Source organism: Pseudonocardia nigra (genome assembly GCF_019396355.1).
In the GTDB taxonomy this organism is placed as follows: Bacteria; Actinomycetota; Actinomycetes; order Mycobacteriales; family Pseudonocardiaceae; genus Pseudonocardia; species Pseudonocardia nigra.
In genome coordinates, this window is sequence record NZ_JAHKRK010000084.1 from 1 (window position 1) to 17,522 (window position 17,522).

19 protein-coding genes and 1 pseudogene are annotated in these 17,522 nt (G+C 70.9%); 4 read left to right on the plus strand and 16 right to left on the minus strand.

Annotation, left to right across the window (positions count from 1 at the left end; genetic code table 11):
- Positions 1–122: 122 nt before the first annotated feature.
- From KME75_RS20610 to KME75_RS20670, 13 genes are all read right to left on the minus strand, one after another.
- Positions 123–299 (minus strand): hypothetical protein, encoded by a 177-nt coding sequence (locus KME75_RS20610; RefSeq protein ID WP_219416501.1) that lies wholly within the window; start codon positions 297–299, stop codon positions 123–125.
- Positions 296–1,876: an ABC transporter substrate-binding protein gene (locus KME75_RS20615; protein WP_219416502.1), complete on the minus strand. Its 1,581-nt coding sequence runs from the start codon at positions 1,874–1,876 to the stop codon at positions 296–298. The genes KME75_RS20610 and KME75_RS20615 overlap by 4 nt, the downstream gene beginning before the upstream one ends.
- Before the next feature lie 26 nt (positions 1,877–1,902).
- Entirely contained in the window at positions 1,903–2,931 is a 1,029-nt protein-coding gene (locus KME75_RS20620) for an ABC transporter ATP-binding protein (RefSeq protein WP_219416503.1), read from the minus strand.
- Entirely contained in the window at positions 2,928–3,986 is a 1,059-nt protein-coding gene (locus KME75_RS20625; protein ID WP_219416504.1) for an ABC transporter ATP-binding protein, read from the minus strand. The genes KME75_RS20620 and KME75_RS20625 overlap by 4 nt, the downstream gene beginning before the upstream one ends.
- Positions 3,983–5,542, minus strand: a complete 1,560-nt coding sequence (locus KME75_RS20630; RefSeq protein ID WP_219416505.1) for an acyl-CoA carboxylase subunit beta — start codon at positions 5,540–5,542, stop codon at positions 3,983–3,985. The genes KME75_RS20625 and KME75_RS20630 overlap by 4 nt, the downstream gene beginning before the upstream one ends.
- Positions 5,539–6,699: a CaiB/BaiF CoA transferase family protein gene (locus tag KME75_RS20635; RefSeq protein WP_219416506.1), complete on the minus strand. Its 1,161-nt coding sequence runs from the start codon at positions 6,697–6,699 to the stop codon at positions 5,539–5,541. Before KME75_RS20635 ends, KME75_RS20630 begins: the two co-directional genes overlap by 4 nt.
- On the minus strand, positions 6,692–7,153 hold the full coding sequence (locus tag KME75_RS20640; RefSeq protein ID WP_219416507.1) for a PaaI family thioesterase: 462 nt from the start codon (positions 7,151–7,153) through the stop codon (positions 6,692–6,694). The genes KME75_RS20635 and KME75_RS20640 overlap by 8 nt, the downstream gene beginning before the upstream one ends.
- Before the next feature lie 156 nt (positions 7,154–7,309).
- On the minus strand, positions 7,310–8,278 hold the full coding sequence (locus KME75_RS20645) for an ABC transporter ATP-binding protein (protein ID WP_219416508.1): 969 nt from the start codon (positions 8,276–8,278) through the stop codon (positions 7,310–7,312).
- Positions 8,278–9,330, minus strand: a complete 1,053-nt coding sequence (locus KME75_RS20650) for an ABC transporter ATP-binding protein (RefSeq protein WP_308282931.1) — start codon at positions 9,328–9,330, stop codon at positions 8,278–8,280. The genes KME75_RS20645 and KME75_RS20650 overlap by 1 nt, the downstream gene beginning before the upstream one ends.
- Positions 9,327–10,220 (minus strand): ABC transporter permease, encoded by an 894-nt coding sequence (locus KME75_RS20655; RefSeq protein WP_219416509.1) that lies wholly within the window; start codon positions 10,218–10,220, stop codon positions 9,327–9,329. Before KME75_RS20655 ends, KME75_RS20650 begins: the two co-directional genes overlap by 4 nt.
- Before the next feature lie 17 nt (positions 10,221–10,237).
- Positions 10,238–11,194: an ABC transporter permease gene (locus tag KME75_RS20660; protein WP_219416510.1), complete on the minus strand. Its 957-nt coding sequence runs from the start codon at positions 11,192–11,194 to the stop codon at positions 10,238–10,240.
- Positions 11,195–11,197: 3 nt separating this feature from the next.
- A complete protein-coding gene (locus tag KME75_RS20665) occupies positions 11,198–11,554 on the minus strand; it encodes a hypothetical protein (protein ID WP_219416511.1) in 357 nt (118 codons plus the stop codon).
- On the minus strand, positions 11,467–12,864 hold the full coding sequence (locus KME75_RS20670; RefSeq protein WP_219416512.1) for an ABC transporter substrate-binding protein: 1,398 nt from the start codon (positions 12,862–12,864) through the stop codon (positions 11,467–11,469). Before KME75_RS20670 ends, KME75_RS20665 begins: the two co-directional genes overlap by 88 nt.
- Before the next feature lie 114 nt (positions 12,865–12,978).
- On the opposite strand from KME75_RS20670, the gene KME75_RS20675 reads away from it, so the two are divergent.
- A complete protein-coding gene (locus tag KME75_RS20675; protein ID WP_219416513.1) occupies positions 12,979–13,716 on the plus strand; it encodes a 3-hydroxyacyl-CoA dehydrogenase family protein in 738 nt (245 codons plus the stop codon).
- 1 nt (position 13,717) lies between these two features.
- On the plus strand, positions 13,718–14,539 hold the full coding sequence (locus KME75_RS20680) for an SDR family NAD(P)-dependent oxidoreductase (RefSeq protein WP_246632489.1): 822 nt from the start codon (positions 13,718–13,720) through the stop codon (positions 14,537–14,539).
- A 31-nt stretch (positions 14,540–14,570) separates the two neighbouring features.
- On the opposite strand, the gene KME75_RS20685 is transcribed toward KME75_RS20680, so the two are convergent.
- Positions 14,571–15,287, minus strand: coding sequence for a TetR family transcriptional regulator (locus KME75_RS20685; RefSeq protein WP_219416515.1), 717 nt, complete (start codon positions 15,285–15,287; stop codon positions 14,571–14,573).
- Between the two features lie 2 nt (positions 15,288–15,289).
- Positions 15,290–16,492: an acetyl-CoA C-acyltransferase gene (locus tag KME75_RS20690; RefSeq protein ID WP_246632490.1), complete on the minus strand. Its 1,203-nt coding sequence runs from the start codon at positions 16,490–16,492 to the stop codon at positions 15,290–15,292.
- Positions 16,493–16,561: 69 nt separating this feature from the next.
- Between KME75_RS20690 and KME75_RS43410 the strand changes: the two genes are divergently transcribed.
- Positions 16,562–16,867, plus strand: a complete 306-nt coding sequence (locus tag KME75_RS43410; protein ID WP_308282932.1) for a PEP/pyruvate-binding domain-containing protein — start codon at positions 16,562–16,564, stop codon at positions 16,865–16,867.
- Between the two features lies 1 nt (position 16,868).
- Positions 16,869–17,369, plus strand: a complete 501-nt coding sequence (locus KME75_RS43415; RefSeq protein WP_308282933.1) for an acetyl-CoA carboxylase biotin carboxyl carrier protein — start codon at positions 16,869–16,871, stop codon at positions 17,367–17,369.
- Positions 17,370–17,414: 45 nt separating this feature from the next.
- Here KME75_RS43415 and KME75_RS46850 read toward each other — a convergent pair.
- Positions 17,415–17,516, minus strand: a pseudogene (locus KME75_RS46850) (pentapeptide repeat-containing protein); the annotation flags it as partial.
- Positions 17,517–17,522 lie beyond the last annotated feature (6 nt).

Consider the following 17,522-nt stretch of genomic DNA (forward strand, 5'->3'; position numbering starts at 1 on the left):
AGGGCCACCGCGCGGTCGCCACCCGCTACGACAAGCGCGACTACATGTTCCGCGGAACCATCGACGTCGCCTCGATCAGGATCTGGCTCCGCGACCCCGTCCCATGATCCAAGGGACACGCTCTAGGCCGTGTTGAGAAAGGTCCTGATCGCGGTCTTCGCGCCCAGATCGTCCCTGGCGGCGTTGCCACCCCGACCGGGTACGCCAGGTACGACGGCTCGGGGTGGCGCCTTGCCAGGAACGATCTGGATCACGAAGCCCATCGACCAGTACTTCCTCAACACGGCCTCGATGCTCACTGTTCGATCCACATCCCGTCGAACTTCGGCTTGCCCAGCAGGCTCGGCACGTAGCCATGCACCCCGCTCTGGCCTGCCGCGATGTTGGGCGTGAACACGAGCGGGACGTTGATGGCGTTCTGCATCACGAGGTCGGTCAGCGGCAGGTACACCTGTGCGCGCTCCTCGGTCCCCTCCACGCTCGAGGCCTGGGCGAGCAGGTCCAGCACCTGGGGGGACACCCCCGATTCGCCCACCACGTAGAACGAGTCGTCGGTGAACAGCGACTGGTAGGTGAGGTTCGGATCGGGACGGCCGCTCCACGCCGACACGAAGACCTGGAAGGCCTCCTTCTCGTAGAACTCCTCGACGGCAACACCGACCTCCAGCACCTGGATCGTCATGTCGAAGCCGGCGGCCGCCACCTGCTGCCGGACGATCTCCGCCTTGCGCACCTGGCGCTCGCCGGAGTAGGCGAGGCCATTCACGGGCACGCCGTCGGGATAGCCCGCCTCGGCCAACAACTGCCTGGCCCGGGCCGGATCGTGGGGGAAGGTAGGCGAGAGCTCGGGCTGGTAGGCCCAGTGCACCGAGGGGACCGGCTGCCAGCCCACCTCGCCGGTGCCGAAGTTCAACGCCTGCAGCATGGCCTCGCGATCGATGGCCAGGCTGAACGCCAGCCGCACCCGCGGGTCGTCGAAGGGCGGCTCGGCCATGTTGTAGTAGAGGGAGTCGAACGCGAGCCCGCCGCCCTCGGTCACCTCGATGCCCGGCGACCGCTCGACGCGTTCCAGGTCGGCGGGATCGACGGCGGTCATGAAGTCGGCCTGATCGGACACCAGCGCGTTGATCGCGGTCTGGGGATCCTCGAGGTATCGGATGGTGATCCCGTCCAGGTAGGGCTGGTCGGGGCGCCAGTAGTCCTCGAAGCGTTCCACCTGCAACGTGTCGCCCGGTCGCCACGACACGAAGCGGTACGCCCCCGCGCCCACCGGATTCGACTCGAGCTCGGCGCCGCGCTCCTCGGCGGCGGTCGGCGAGACCATCATCCCGGCCCGGTCGGCCAGGATCAGCGGAAGCGCGGTGTTCATCCGGCTGAGGTTCAGGCGCACCTCGAGGTCGGAGAGCACCTCCACGGACTCGACGGTCGCCACGTCGGCGGCCACGGTCGAGCGGTCGAGGTTCTTGGCCCGCTCGATGTTGTACCTGACCGCCTCGGCGTCGAACGGTGTGCCGTCGTGGAACTGGACACCCGGGCGCAACGTGAAGACCAGCGCAGGTGGGTCCTCGACGAACTCCCACGACTCGGCGAGCCCGGGTGCGGGCTCCATGGTGGCCTTGTCGAAATCGACGAGGGTGTCGTAGATGGGGTACAGCGAGACGTGGTCGCCACCGGATCCGCCGGTGTGCGGGTCCAGCGAGGACGGGTTCAGCGCGTGCACGACGCGGAGCGTGCCGCCGCGTTGCGGTTCCCCTGCCTCGCCACCGCCCGCCGCCTGCCCGCCGGTACCGCATGCCGTGGCGAGCAGGCCCACCACCAGCAGCAGCGCGGGCCCCCAGCGCCTGCTCCGGCGCCTCGTGTCGGTGCGTGGTGACATGACGGACTCCTTCCCGCGATGGCTGCTCACCGGCCACCGGCCGTCGTCAGGTACCGGCCCCGCAGGTCGAGGCTCTCGGCGAAGTGGCAGGCGACCCACCGGCCCGGCATCAGCTCGCGCAGCGGTGGCACCTCCGCGGCGCACCGGTCCTCCGCATAGGGGCAGCGGGTACGGAAGCGGCAGCCCGACGGCGGGTCGATCGGGCTGGGCAGCTCGCCCTTCAGCGGCGCGGGTCGCTCCGTGCGACAGTGCGCCGGTACCGCCTGGGGCTCGGCGGCCAGCAACGCCTCCGTGTAGGGATGCAGCGGACTGTCGATCACGCCTTCGACCGGACCCCGCTCGACGATCACGCCCAGGTACATGACCGCGACGCGGTCGGCGATGTGGGAGACCACTCCGATGTCGTGGGAGATGAACAGATAGGCGAGGCCCATCTCGCGCTGGAGCTCGGCCAGCAGGTTCAGGATGTCGGCCTGGATCGACACGTCCAGCGCCGAGACCGCCTCGTCGCAGACGAGCAGTTCGGGGTCGAGCGCCAGCGCCCTGGCGATGTTCACGCGTTGCTTCTGCCCACCGGAGAGCTCGTGCGGGCGCCGCTGCGCGTGTTCGGCCGAGAGGCCTGCCTTGCCGAGGAGCGCGTCGACGAGAGCGACGAGGTCGCCTGCGTCCCCGCGCCGCTGCACCCGGAGCGGCTCGGCCACGCTGGCCCGCACGGTCATCCGGGGATCGAGCGCTTCGTGCGGATCCTGGAAGATCATCTGGTAGTGGCGGCGCATCCGCCGCTGCTCCCGGCCGCGGAGCCGGTCGAGGCGCATCCCCCGGAAGCTGATCGTGCCCGCGGTCGGCCGGACCAGGCCCAGCACCGCGCGCGCGATCGTCGACTTGCCCGATCCGGACTCCCCGATGAGCCCGAAGGTCTCACCTTCGGCCACCGAGCAGGACACGCCGTCGACCGCTTTCACGGTCTGTCGCCTGCCGTGGACCGGGTAGCGCACCGTGAGGTCCTCGACGACGAGAAGGTCGCTCGCGTGCGGCGGGGTCTGGTCGACGCTCATGGTCGCGCCTCCTGGTGGGGCTGCGGGTGGACGACCTGCGGGTAGACGACACCGGGCAGGTCGAGGTCGGGATGGCGCCAGCAGCGGGCCAGGTGCGCGGCGCCGGCCGGCAGCAGGTGCTGCGGCTGCTCGCAGCCGTCGATGGCGTGCTCGCAGCGCAGGCGGAAGCGGCAACCTTCTGGCATGTCCGTCAGCGGCGGGACCCGGCCGGGGATCGCGTAGAGCGAGGTTCCACGCTGCCCGGCCCCGGGGACGGCTCGCACCAGCCCCGATGTGTACGGGTGCTGTGGCGATTCGAGCGCCGCGTCGACCGGGCACTGCTCGACAACCTCGCCCGCGTACATCGTGATCAGCCGCTGGCACACCTCGGCGACCACGCCGAGGTCGTGGGTGATCAGCAGCACCGCGGTACCGTGTTCGCGGCTGATCGTCCGGAGCAACTCGAGGATCTGGGCCTGGATCGTCACATCGAGCGCGGTCGTCGGCTCGTCGGCGATGAGGAGCCGTGGGCCGCACACCAGCGCCATCGCGATCATGGCGCGTTGTCGCATACCACCGGAGAGCTGGTGGGGGTAGTCGTCGACCCGCCGGTGCGGCGCCGGGATCCCCACCTCGCCGAGCATCTCGACGGCGCGGGCCCGCGCCGCGCGTCGGGAGACGGGTCGGTGCCTGCGGAGGGTCTCCGCGATCTGCCGGCCGACGGTGAAGACGGGGTCGAGGGCCGTCATCGGTTCCTGGAAGATCATGCTGATCTCGCGTCCCCGCACGCCGGCGAGCGCGCGCTCGTCGAGGCCCAGGATGTCGCGGCCGTCCAGGAGAACCTGGCCCTCGGTGCGGCTGCTGCGTGCGGGCAGGAGTCCGAGGACCGAGAGCCCGGTCACCGACTTGCCGCTGCCGCTCTCCCCGACCATGCCGACGAGCTCGCCGGGACCGACGGAGAAGGACACGTCCCGGATGGCCTGCACCTCACCGGCCGGGGTGCGGAAGGAGACGGTCAGGTCCCGGACGTCGAGCAGCGGCGTCCACAGCTGGCCGCCCGTCATCGGCCCGTTCATGGCCGGTAGGGCAGTCGCGGCGGGCCGAGCTGGCCGGCGAGCACGCGCTGGGCGTCGTGGACGAACTCGGCGAGCAGTTCCCTGGTCTCGGCCGGGTCGATGATGTCCTGGCCGGTCGCCTCCGCTGTCCGGAACGGCGAGGCGATGGCCTGGAGTCGGCGCTCGATCTCGGCCCGCTTCGCCTGCGGATCCGCCGCGGACTCGATCTCCCGCCGGTACGCAGCAGAGGCCCCGCCGGTGATGTGCATCGAGCCCCAGGCGGCCGACGGCCAGGCGTAGCGGCGAAACATGCCCGAGGGGCGATGATGGCACTGACCGGCCACCCCGAAGAGCCGCCCGATCACGAAGGTGATCAGGGGCAGCCGGCTCTGGCAGATCGTCCAGACGAGGCGGGCTCCCGCCCGCTCGATCCCCTGCTTCTCCGAGTCCAGGCCCACCATGAACCCGGGCTCGTCGGCGAAGGAGACCAGCGGCAGATGGAAGACCTCGCAGAGCTGGACGAGGCGCATCACCTTCTCGCCCGAAGCGACGTCGGTGGATCCGCCGAGGTGCATCGGGTTGTTGGCCATGACTCCGATCGGTCGGCCGTCGACCCTGGCGAGCCCGGTGAGCCGGGAGCGGCCGTAGTGCGGGGCGATCTCGAAGAACGAGTCCTCGTCGAGGACGAGGTCGAGCAGGCGGCGGGCGTCGAACGGCGACCGGCGATTGTCGGGGATGAGGGTGCGCAACTCGTCGGCCGCGCCGACGGGGTTGCGCGGCCTCCGTTGGGGCGGGAGCTCGTCGACGCTGGCGGGCAGGTAGGACAGGAAGCGGCGGACCTGGGCCAGGGCGTCCTTCTCCGTCTCGGCCAGGTTGTCGATCACCCCGCTGTGCCCGGCGTGGACCTGCGCGCCGCCCAGCTCCTCCTTGCTGATGTCGTAGCCGAGCGCCGCCTTGACCACGGGCGGGCCACCGGGGAAGAGCTGCGCCGTGCCGCGCACCATGACGTTCCAATGGGCAAGGCAGGCGTTGACCGCGGGCAGCCCGGCCACCGACCCCATGACCGCGGAGACCACGGGCACCGTGTTCAGCAACTCGACATCCACTGTGGACCAGATGTTGCCGTCGGGGAGGTAGGTGCGACCGAGCTCCTCGAAGCTGCGCACGCTGCCGCCGACGGCATCGAGCAGGCGCACGTAGGGCAGCCGCCACTGCAGTGCCCGCTCGTTGGCCGCCAGCTCGGCGCCGAGCGCGCCGTGTGCGCCTCCTGCGGATCCGCCCCGCACCGTGAAGTCCCCGCCACTGATCACGATCTTGCGGCCGTCGAGCCTACCGATGCCGTCCACGCTTGCTTTCGGGGTGAAGTCGACCAGCTGACCGTCGTCGTACGCGGCGGATCCGGCGAGCAGCCCGAATTCACGAAACGATCCGGGATCGGTCAGTTCCTCGATCCGCTCGCGGACCGTGAGCTTGCCGTGCTCGTGCTGGCGGGCGATCCCCTCCGGGCCACCCATTCGCAGCGCCAGCTTGCGGCGCCGTTCCAGCTCGGCGAGCCGGTCCTGTCCCGCGCCGGTCACCGCGACGTCCCTTCCTCAGGCGGACACGCGGTGCGCAGCTCCGCGAGAACTTCCGCGGTGTGTTCCCCGAGCGCGGGAACCCACGCGCGCCGCGGTGAGATCGTGAGGCCGACCGCCGACACCGGTCCGGGTACCGTGAGCGCCCGACCGGCCGGGCTGCGCACCTCGCTGATCGCCCCGCGTCCCGAGTCGGCGGCGTGTCGAGCGCGTTCTTCCGCGCTCCAGACCGGCCCGCACGGAACGCCTGCCGCCCGCATCAGCTCGGTGATGTCTGTCCGGGACCGGGATGCGCACCACTCGGCCACGTGTTTCTCGGCCTCCTCCCGGCGCCGCGAGATCGCGTCGTCGTAGGTCAGCTCCCCGATCCAGCCGAGCTGCCCGATGGCCCGGCAGAACGCCTGCCACCGGTCCTCGCCCAGCGGCGCCAGGTAGATGTGGCCGTCGGTGGTGGGGAACGTGTTGGCGAACGCGGTGGGTACCCCATTGCCCGCGCGCACGTGCGGGCGACCCGCGAGCGCCTCCCCGATCTCGTGGGCGAGCGTGCCGGAGTAGGCGTCCAGCATGCTGATGTCGACGAAGGCCCCTTCGCCGGTCCGCGCGCGCCGGTGGAGGGCGAACATCGCGCCGAGCGCAGCCTGGTAGGCCGCGATGTGGTCGGCGACGAAGGCCCCGACGAACACGGGCCCGGATTCCTGGGTCCCGGTGAGCTCGGCGACGCCGCTCATCGCCTGGATGATCCCGTCGTAGGCGAGTAACCCGCGGTCGGGGCCGGTGCTGCCGAAACCGGTGATGTGCACCATCACGATCCCCGGGTTCATCTCCCGCACGCGCTCGTAGCCCCAGCCGAGGCGCTGCGGGACGTCGGCGCTGTAGTTCGTGAGCAGCACGTCGGCGCGCCGGACCAGCTCGTGCAGGTGGGCCGTCCCGTCCGGGCTCTTGAGGTCGAGCACGATGCTGCGCTTGCCCCGGTTGTGGCAGGCGAAGTAGAGGCTCTCGCCGTCGACGACGGGCAGGGCGCCCCGGGTCCGCTCGCCGGACGGGGGCTCGACCTTGATCACGTCAGCGCCGTGGTCGGCGAGGATCTGCCCGCAGTGCGGCCCTGCGATCGCATGGGTCAGCTCGACGACCCGGATGCCCTCGAGCGCGCTGTCAGCCACGTTGCCGTCCCTGCCCTTCGTCGACTGCTCGGGGAGCCCGGTGCAGGAGGAAGGTCGCCGTCGCGCGGCTCAGGAGCGAGCCGGCCGCATCGGTCACGCGGGCCTCCGCGTAGGCCACTTGACGCGCCATCCGAACCACTTCGCCGCGCACCCGCAGCAGGTCCTCGGCCCGCGCCGGCCGCATCGTCTCGGTCTTCATCTCCAGCGACGCCCGCGTCCGGTCCGGCGCCTCCAGCCCGACGTTGACGGCGAAGTTCATGGCCGCGTCGAGCAGGACGCCGTGGACGCCGCCCTGTACCGTCCCGTGCGGGTTGCAGGCCAACGCGGTCGGTCGCCAGCCGGCCTCGGCGAACGCCATGCCCGACTCGCTGGTTCCGTACCCGTCGAACTGCGCACCCACGGCTTCGATGAGCGGCATTCCACCGTCGCCCAGCCAGCGCTGCATGTTCCGCATGCCCTACCTCCGAGAGCAGTGACGGCCTGGTGGGAAGGCTAGGAGCGGCGGTTCGAGGTGGCCTAGTGGGGAGATCCCGATTCCTGTGCGACCGGTCCCGGAGGGTCGCCGGCCTGTGCGCTCGGCGACGGCCCGATGCAGTCGGCTTCGGAGCCTTCACACCGGGAAGTGGCACGCGGCCAGCTGCCCGTCGCCCACCTGCCGCAACGTCGGCTCCTCGGCCGCGCACCGCGCCTCGGCGCGCGGGCAGCGGGTGCGGAACCGGCAGCCGCTGGGCGGGTCGATCGGCGACGGAAGCTCGCCGGCCAGTGGACGTGCCGTTCGGGTGCGCCGATGCGACGGGTCCGGGAGCGGGATCGAGTCGACGAGCGCCGCGGTGTAGGGGTGTGCCGGCCGGCCGTAGATGTCGTCCGCGCTGCCGATCTCGCACAGCTTCCCGAGGTACATCACCGCCACCCGGTCGCTGATGCTCCTCACGACGGCCAGGTCGTGGGCGATGAACAGCAGCGTCAGGTGGTAGCGCTCCTTGGCATCCTCGAGCAGGTTGAGGATCTGTGCCTGCACCGACACGTCGAGGGCGGACAGCACCTCGTCACAGACGATCACGTGGGGGTCGAGGACGAGGGCACGGGCGAGGCTGACCCGCTGGCATTGCCCGCCTGACAGCTCACCCGGTCGGCGGTCGGCCACCGTGTCGTGGTCGAGGCCGACGTCGGCGAGCACGTCCGCGACGCGCGTCCTTCGCTCCCGCGGGCCGCCGAGCTGCCAGATGTCCAGCGGTTCGGCGACGATGTCGCGGACCCGGCGGCGGGGGTTCAACGACGAGATCGGGTCCTGGAAGACCATCTGCAGCCGGGGTCGTACCGCGCGCATCTGCTCGCGGCTCAGCACGGTCAAGTCGGTTCCCTCGAACCGCACCGTCCCCGCCGTCGGAGGCGGGACCTGCAGGACCGCCCTGGCCAGGGTGGACTTGCCGCATCCCGACTCGCCGACGACGCCGAGCGTCTCGCCGCGGTGCAGGTCGAAGTCCACGCCGGACACCGCGTGCACCCGCCCACCTCCCCGGAGGGGGAACTCGACAACGAGGTCACGCACCTCGAGGAGGCGCTCGCTGGGCTCGGTCATCACACGGACTTTCCCTCGGCCGGCGCGGTCGTGACGCCCCGTGGGCTCACCGGGAACCAGCAGGCGAACTCGTGCTCGGCGAGGTCGGCGGGCTGCAGGGTGGGCTCGGCCCGAGCGCAGTCGGTGCGCGCGTACGGGCAGCGCGGGTGGAACGGGCAGCCCGACGGCCGTCGTGCGGGGTCCGGTGGCGCGCCCGAGATCGAGCGCAGGCGGGTGTGGCTGGGGTGGGACAGCAGCGGGATGGACTCCAACAGTGCCTCGGTGTAGGGCATCCGCACGTCCTGGAACAGGGCGGCCGTCGGTGCCCGCTCTACGATCTTGCCGGCGTACATGACGGCCACCTCGTCCGCGCAGTTGGCGATGACGGCGAGGTCGTGCGTCACCAGGATCATGCTCATGTCCTGGTCGGTGATGATGTCGGCGAGCAGGTCGAGGATCTGTGCCTGCACCGTCACGTCGAGCGCGGTGGTCGGTTCGTCGGCCAGCAACAGCCGCGGGCAACAGGCGATCGCCATCGCGATCGCCACCCGTTGCCGCAACCCGCCCGAGAGCTCGTGGGGGAACTGGTCCAGCCTGCGGCGGGGGTCGGGCACCCGCACCTGGGCGAGCAGCTCGGCGGCCCGGTCCTTCGCCTCCCGGCGCCCCATCCCGAGGTGGCGGCGCAGCGGCTCGGCGAGCTGCCTGCCCACGCGGAGCACCGGGTTCAGCGCGGTCTGCGGGTCCTGCGGGACCAGCCCGATCTCGCGTCCCCACACCCGGGACAGCTCGTCGTCGGTCAGATCCAGGATGCTGCGCCCGGCCAGCCGGACCGAGCCGCTGGTGTGGACCCCGCGCCGCGGCAGCAACCCCATGATCGACCGGATCAGGACGGACTTCCCGGATCCGGACTCGCCGACGATCCCCAGCGTGCGGCCCTGGGCCAGCTGGAGCGAGACGCCGTCGACCGCGCGGACGACGCCGCCTGCCACCGGGAACCGGGTGTGGGGCTCCTCCACGTCCAGCAGGACCTCGATCGTGACTCCGCCTCCGGGAGCGCGTGCCTCGGCGGTCACAGCCTGCCCTCCCGGACTTCGAACCGGTCCTGGACGCGGTCGCCGGCGACGTTGAGCGCGAGCACGGTGAAGAACATCGCCAGCGACGGCCACACCGACAGCAGGGGGTAGTCGGTGAGCGTGGCGCTGCCGGCCGCGATCATCCCGCCCCAGCTCGGGGTGGGCGGGGACACCGAGACCCCGAGGAAGGACAGCCCGCCCTCGACGACGATGGTGAACGCCACGGCGACCAGGACGTAGGACAGCATCGTGGGCGCGACGTTGCGCAGCACCTCGCGGAGCAGGATCCGGCTCGTCCGGGCCCCGAGCACGTGGGCGGCGAGCACGAACTCCCGGTTGCGCCATTGGATCGTCGCCGCCCGCACGACGCGGGCGTTCGGGGCGATGGCGAAGATCCCCAGGCTCAGCGTCACGACGAACAGCCCCGAGCCCAGGAACGTCACGGCGGCCAGGGCGAAGACGAGATAGGGGAATGCCAGGACGCTGTCGACGAAGAGCGACACCGCGGTGTCGAGCTTGCCGCCGAAGTAGCCGGCGAGCAGGCCGAGCACGCCGCCGAAGAGCAGCCCGAAGGCCACGGCGGACAGCCCGACGATCAGCGAGACCCTGGCCCCGTGGATCAGCCGGGCCAGCACGTCGCGACCCAGCTCGTCGGTGCCGAGGAGGTGGTCGAGGCTCGGAAGCCGGCCCGGCGCGTCCTGCAGCGCGTTCGGGTCGAGCGGCAACAGGTCGGCCACCAGCGCCAACACCGTGACCAGCAGCAGCCAGCCGACAGCGATCCAGAACAGCGGCCCCAGCCGCTTCGGACGCGCCGCGGGCTCCTCTGGCAGCACCTCGAGGGTGACCTCGGGCCGTCTCACCGCCGTGAGGTCGTCGGTTCGGTCGAGCACGCCCTCACCTCGCTCTCTCATCCGGCGGCCCGCCTGCTTCTGACCCGGGGGTCGATGACCGAGTAGAGGACGTCGACCAGGAAGTTGACGACGACATAGCCGACGACGATCACGACGAGGGCGCCCTGGGCCGCGATGTAGTCGCGCTGCTGGATGCCCGCCAGGAGGTAGTTGCCCAGCCCGGGCAGGCCGAACAGCTGCTCGATGATGACGGTGCCGCCGATCAGCCCGCCGACGCTGAGCCCGGCCACCGTGATCAGCGTGAACATCGAGGGCCGCAGGGCGTGCCGGGTGAGGACGTACCACGGCGGCATCCCCTTCGCGCGCGCCACGCTGATGTAGTCCTCCTGCAGCGTCCCGATCATCTCCGCCCGCAGGATCCGGGCGTACGGGGCCAGCGCGCCGACGGCGAGGGTGACGACGGGAAGCGTCAGCGACCGCAGGTTCCCCCACGGGTCGCGGGTGAACGGGACGTACCCGGTGGCGGGGAGCCACCCGAGCTGCACGGCGAACACCAGCGACAGCAGTACCGCGAGCACGAACGGCGGCACGGCGAGCAGCAGGAAGGTGCTGGAGGTGACGAACCGGTCGAATCGGCCGCCCGGACGGTAGGCGGAGGCGATGCCCAATGGGATGGCGATGGCGAGCGCCACGACCTGCGAGAGCACCACCAGCTCGAGCGTCACCGACAGTCGCTCGGCGAGCGCCTCGCCGACCGGCTGCTGCGTGAGGTAGGAGAACCCGAAATCGCCCTGCAACAGGCCCCACAACCACGACAGGTAGCGCACCGGCCACGGCTCGTCGAGGTTCAGCCGGGCGCGCAGCTCGGCGATTCCCTCCTCAGTGGCGCCGACCCCGAGGATCGTGACGACCGGGTCACCGGGGAGCAGTTCCAACATCAGGTGGGACGCTGCGGTGACGACGAGCAGGACGAAGAGGAACCGTCCCAGGCGGCGGAGCGCGAACGTCAGCACGGGCTAGGCCAGCCACATCTCGGCCGGGTTCACGATGCCCGGGGCGAACAGCACCCTCTGGCCGTCAGCAGTGGTGGCCCCGCCCATTCCGGCCACGTTCTGCCGGGTGAAGGCGGCGCCGATCGAGCGGCCCATGTAGATGTAGGGGAAATCCTGGCCGTTGAGGATCCGGTCGACCTGCTGGTAGGCCTCGACGCGGACCTGGTGATCCGGGTTCTGCCGGCCGACCTGCAGCAGCGGCTCGACGGCCGGGTTGGCGTTGTGGGCGAAGTTCAGCCCGGCCTCGCCGATCGGCCGGACCGTCGTCGGGCCCCAGTACACGTAGTTCTGGTCGGGATCGGTGGCCGCGAACTGGTCCACGAACGTCGCCTGGAACTCGCCGCGGACGAGGTTGCGATCAGCCGACCGACGTCGATCTGCTGAACCGCGACGTCGATGCCGAGCGGCTCCCACATCCCCTTGGTGAGCGACAACGCGAGCTGTTGCGTCGGCTCGTTGGTGGCGGTCACCAGGAACGCGGCGCGGCCCTTCTCCGCCGTGCACTCGGCGACGAGCCGCTTCGCGAGCTCGACATCCGGGGCGGTGGGGTAGCCGGTCTCGGACCAGTGCTCGGAATCGGGGTGGAAGAAACTGGTCACCGGCTGGTACTCGCCCCACCCGGTGGCCGAGCTCGCCTCTCGGAAGACCGTGTCGTAGAACCTGCGCTGGTCCAAAGCCAGTGCGAGCGCCTTGCGGATCCGGACGTCGTCCAGTGGCGGCGCCATGCAGTTCAGCTGCCAGAAGACGTGGTGCGGCTGGATGACGTCGATGCCGGCGTCGTCGTAGTAGAGCAGCCCGGAGTCGTCTCGCAGCGCTTTCAGGTTGCTGATGGTGGAACCCGTGGTCCCCAACTCGAGGTCGCCCGCCTTCACGCTGTTCTCGCGTTGGGTGGAGTTGAGGATCGGCCGGAAGGTGACCTGGTCGAGGTGGGGCAGCCCCTGCCGCCAGTAGTTCGGGTTGCGCACGGCGACGAACCGGTTGCCGTTCTCCCATTCCTCCACCATGAATGGACCGGTGCCGATGGGTTTCGGGCTCGTTCCGTTCCACGTGTCGGGGGTGACGATGGTGGCGAACGTCCCGGTGAGGTACCGGTCGAACGGGACCCACGGGGTCTTCGTCGTGAGCACCACCGTCATCGGGTCGGCGGTCCGGACTCCCGCCACGTTCGCGAAGGACGCGGCGAAGGTCGGTGACGCGAGCGCGGCCTCCATCTGCGCCGCCACGGCCTGGGCATCGAACGCGGAGCCGTCGTGGAACGCCACGCCGTCGCGCAGCCCGATCGTCCACGTCGTGTAGTCCTCGCTGTGTTCCAGTGAGCGTGCGAGGTCGGGGATGACGGACCCGTCCTCGGCGACGGTGAACAGCGCGTCGTACACCGTTGCCGCGTAGCTCGAGCCGACGGCGGTGAAGGTGTCGAGGATGGGGTTCAGGCCGGCCTGTTCGGACCAGACGCCGACGCGGAGGTGGCCGCCCCGGACCGGAGCGCCGGACGGCTGGGTCGCCGTGGGCGCGACGGGCTGCTCCCCGCTGCAGCCGGCGACCAGCCCTCCGCCGATGCCGGCAACGGCGGACGCGCCGGCCAGCTGAGCGGTTCGAGCGAGAAGTGTGCGGCGCGAGATGCGTTGGGACACGGTGCCTCCAGGTCGGCCAGCGGGATTGAGGGTCGCTCGTCGGCCATTTCGGCGATAGCCTTACCGGCGAAATCGCTGTGGCGCAAGACACTGGTGGCGGGAGAGGGAGTGCGGATGGGTAGACGAGTGGGAGTGCTCGGTGCCGGGGTGATGGGCAGCGGCATCGCTCAGGTGCTGGCGGCTGCGGGACACGACGTGGTGTGTCACGACCTCTCGGCGGACGCGCTGGCCGCAGGCGAGGCGAACGTGCGGGCGGGCCGGTTCGGGCTCGGCACGGCGGTCGAGCGGGGCAAGCTGTCTGCCAAGGAGGCCGATGCGGCGTTGCGGCGGCTGTGTTTCACCGGCGACGTCGAGCGGCTCTACGACACCGACGTCGTGGTGGAGGCGGTGCCGGAGCGGCTGGACCTCAAGGTCACCGTGTTCCGCGACCTGGACCGGCGCTGCCGCCAGGACACGATCCTCGCGTCGAACTCGAGCGGGTTCCCCATCTCCGCCCTCGCGGCGGCCACCGACCGGCCGGACCGCGTGATCGGTTGGCACTGGGCGTCCCCCGCGCCGGTCATGAAGCTGGCCGAGATCGTCCGCGCACCGTCCACGTCGGATGCCACCACCGAGTTCGTCGTCGACCTCGCCGAGGGGGCGGGCAAGAACCCCGTCGTGATCAAGGACGCCCCGCTCGCCTGGGGCTACGTGGCGAACCGCGTGTACTTCGCCATGGTCTGCGAGGCCGCCCGGGTCGTCCAGGAGGGGGTGGCGACGGCCGAGGAGGTGGACCAGCTGATGATCGACTGCTTCCGCTGGCCCACCGGGCCGCTCGCGATGACCCGCGGCGCCGGCACGGGCTGGAGCTGACATGGGCAACAGCGGAGCCGGACGGTTGGCGGGAAAGGTCGCCGTCGTGACGGGCGCGACCAGCGGCATCGGTGAGGCCACCGCCCGGTTGTTCGTCGCGGAGGGCGCCAGTGTGGTCGTCGCCGGCCGGGACACGCGGCGGGGGGAGGCGGTCGCGGGCGAGCTCGGCGAGCGTGGAGTGTTCCACCGCACCGACGTCACCTCCGAGGAGGAGATCGCCGAGCTGGTGCGGTGCACCGTCGACCGGTTTGGTCGGCTGGACTGCCTGTTCAGCAACGCGGGCGCCCCTGTGGCCGGAGGGGTGGCCACGATCACCGTGACCGAGTTCGACCGGGCGATGCGGCTGCTGCTCGGCAGCGTCCTGTTCGGACTCAAGCACGCCGCGCCGGAGATCGCCCGCAGCGGTGGTGGTTCGATCATCCACAACTCGAGCATCGCCGCCCATCGGATGGGGCAGGGCAGCTTGCTCTACTCGGCGGCCAAGGCGGCGGTGTCCCACGTGACCCGGCTCGCGGCCGTCGAGCTGGGCCCGCAGGGCATCCGCGTCAACGCGATCTCGCCGGGCGCGGTCGCCACCCCGATCTTCTGGGGCGGCTCGGCGGCCGCCGCCCGACTCGCCGACGAGGACAACCGGCGCAAGCAGGCCAAGCTCGAACGGAACCTCGCGCGGGCCACCCCGCTGCCGAGAGCGGGCACCCCCGAGGACGTTGCGCGCGCGGCCCTGTTCCTCGCCTCCGACGAGGGCGGCTTCGTCAACGGGCACGACCTCGTGGTCGACGGGGGACGCATCGCGCAGTTCCACGAGCGCCCCGCCGACCGATGACCGCGACGGCGCACCCAGCCGGCAAGCCGCGTCAGGCAGGCTCGTCGCAGTCCTCGGTCCCGCCTGCGCGGCTGCGGCGAGCTGCGTCCTGCTCCCGCAGCCGGAGGTAGCCCTCGGAGAATGTGATCAGAACGTCGATCGCCTCTTCGATGTCGGGGTATCGCCCCTCGATGTGGCCCAGCATCATCGACTCGGTGAGCGCGATGACGCCGTCGGCGATCATCTCCAGGCGTCGCCGGTCGGCATCGGATCCATTCGGCATGCCCAGACTGACCAGGTCCTCGACGAGCGCGGCCCGGTTCTCGTCGAAAACGCTGCGACTCCACTCGCCGAGTGGGGACGCGGGATCGTGCCGGCTGCGGATCAGCAGCCGGAACAGTCGTGGATGGGCGATCGAGTGGGTGATCGGCACCCGGAACGTGTCGCGGAAGCGCTCCATGTCCCACGGCGCGGAGCGCGATCCGCGCCGCGCCTCCCGGGTGAGGCGCAACCGCTCCAGCGACAGCTCGTCGATGAGGCTGTGCAGCAGGTCGTCCATGTCGGCGAAGTGGACGTAGAAGCTCGACTGCGCGATGCCGGCACGGCGCGTCACGTTGATCGTCGTCAGCGCCGCCTCACCCTCCTCGTCGAGGATGGCCAGCGCGGCCTCCAGAAGTCGGGAGCGGGTGATGGCCTTGACTTCTTTGCGGGTGAACGGGCGGCCAGCCTTCGTCGCCGCCGCCGTCGTCGTCCGGACCTGGTCGGTCATCCTCACAGGATCTCAAACAGGCCCGCCGCGCCCATGCCGCCGCCCACGCACATGGTTACCACGCCGTACCGCGCGCCGCGCCGCTTGCCTTCCCGCAGCACGTGTCCCGTGCAGCGCGCGCCGGTCATGCCGTACGGGTGGCCCACCGCGATGGCCCCACCGGAGACGTTCATGCGGTCTTCGGGGATGCCGAGCTTGTCCCGGCAGTACAGCACCTGGCTGGCGAAGGCCTCGTTGAGCTCCCAGATCCCGATGTCCTCGACGCGCAACCCCGCCTTCGCCAGCAGCTTCGGCACGGCGTGCACCGGGCCGATGCCCATCTCCTCGGGGTCGCAGCCGGCCACCGCCATCCCGCGGTAGACGCCGAGCGGCGGAATGCCCCGCCGCTGTGCGAGCCCGGCCTCCATGAGCACCAGTGCCGCCGCGCCGTCCGAGAGCTGCGAGGCGTTCCCGGCCGTGACGCAGCTGCCCTTCTCGACGAACGGCCCGCCCGGCCACACCGGCGCCAGCCGCTGCAGGTCCGCCGCCGTGGTCTGGGGCCGAGGCCCCTCGTCGGCCTTGAGGATGACCTCCTCGTGCCGCATTTCGCCGGTCTCCTTATCGGTGATTTTCTTGATCGTCGGAAGGGGGACGATCTCGTCGGTGAACCGGCCCTCCGCGTGCGCCTGCGCCGTGCGCTGCTGGGAGAGCAGCGCGTACTCGTCCTGGGCCTCCCGGCTGATGCCGTAGCGCTGCGCCACCAGCTCAGCCGTCTCGATCATGGGCCGGTACAGGCCAGGCGTGGACTTCAGCAGCTCCGGATCGGTGGCACGGTAGCGGTTTGCGTGCTCGTTCTGCACCAGCGAGATCGACTCCACCCCGCCGCCGACGGTGATATCCATGCCCCCGGCGACGATCTGATGAGCGGCGATGGCGACGGCCATCAGTCCGGACGAGCACTGGCGGTCCACGGTCTGCGCGGGGACCGAGGTCGGTAGGCCCGCACGCAGGGCGGCCTGGCGGGCGGTGTTGAAGCCCGTGCTGCCTTGTTGCAGGGCGCAGCCCAGGACGACGTCGTCGATCTCGGCCGGGTCGACGCCGGCCCGCGTCACGGCCTCCCGCACGACGTGCCCGGCCAGCTGCTGGCCCTGGGTGTCGTTGTACGCGCCGCGGTAGGCCTTGCCGATCGGGGTGCGGACTGTGGACACGATCACCGCTTCTCTCATGCGATAACGCTATCGGTGAAACTGACCGGAGTCACTACCTCGCCACCACTTCGGCCCGGCGGCCACGGCGTGGCGGAGACGGACGTGCCGGCGCAGCTGCAGGACGTCCCGTCGCTCAACGACGACGAGATCGCCGAGCTGGTCGCGATCGCCCGGAAGGTCGAGGCCCACTACGGCTGCCCGCAGGACATCGAGTGGGCGGTGTCGCGGACGGCGCCGTCCGGGGAGAACGTGTTCCTGTTGCAGAGCCGGCCGGAGACGGTGTGGGCGGAGAAGGACGCCGCCCGCGGGCAGGCTCCCGCAGCTGTGCCGACCGCCCGCGCCTTCGACCACGTCTTCAACATGCTGGGCGGCAAGCGCCCGTCGGGGGGCTGACGTGGAACTCAGCCCCGACGACGTCCGCGACGTCCTGCGAGTGCTGGACTCCAGCGGCCTGGACGAGCTGCACCTGGAGCTGGGCGACCTCACGCTGACGGTGCGCCGGGAGGGTGCGACCGGCTGGACGGCGGAACAGCAGGTGCTGCGCCGACCGGTGGTGGAGCGCGGCGCCGAGCCTGCCGTCGCCGCTGAACCAGAACGGCCGCGCGCCGGCGTGGCCGAGGGGATGGTCGCGGTGCACCCGCCGCTCCTGGGCACCTTCTACCGGGCGTCGAAGCCCGGTGCCCCGCCGTTCGTCGAGGTCGGCGACAAGGTCGAGGAGGACACCGTCGTCGGCATCGTCGAGACCATGAAGATGATGACGCCGGTGCACGCCGGCGTCCGCGGAACGGTGGTGGAGTTCCGCACGGGCAACGGCGAGTTCGCCCACACCGATGCGGTGCTCCTGATGGTGGACCCGGCGTCGGGCGTCGCCGGGCTCGGCGAGGGGGCCCAGTGAAGACCGACCCAGTGAAGACCGACTCAGTGAAGACCGACTCAGTGAAGACCGACTCAGTGAAGACCGACTCAGTGAAGACCGACTCAGTGAAGACCGACTCAGTGAAGACCGACTCAGTGAAGACCGACTCAGTGAAGACCGACTCAGTGAAGA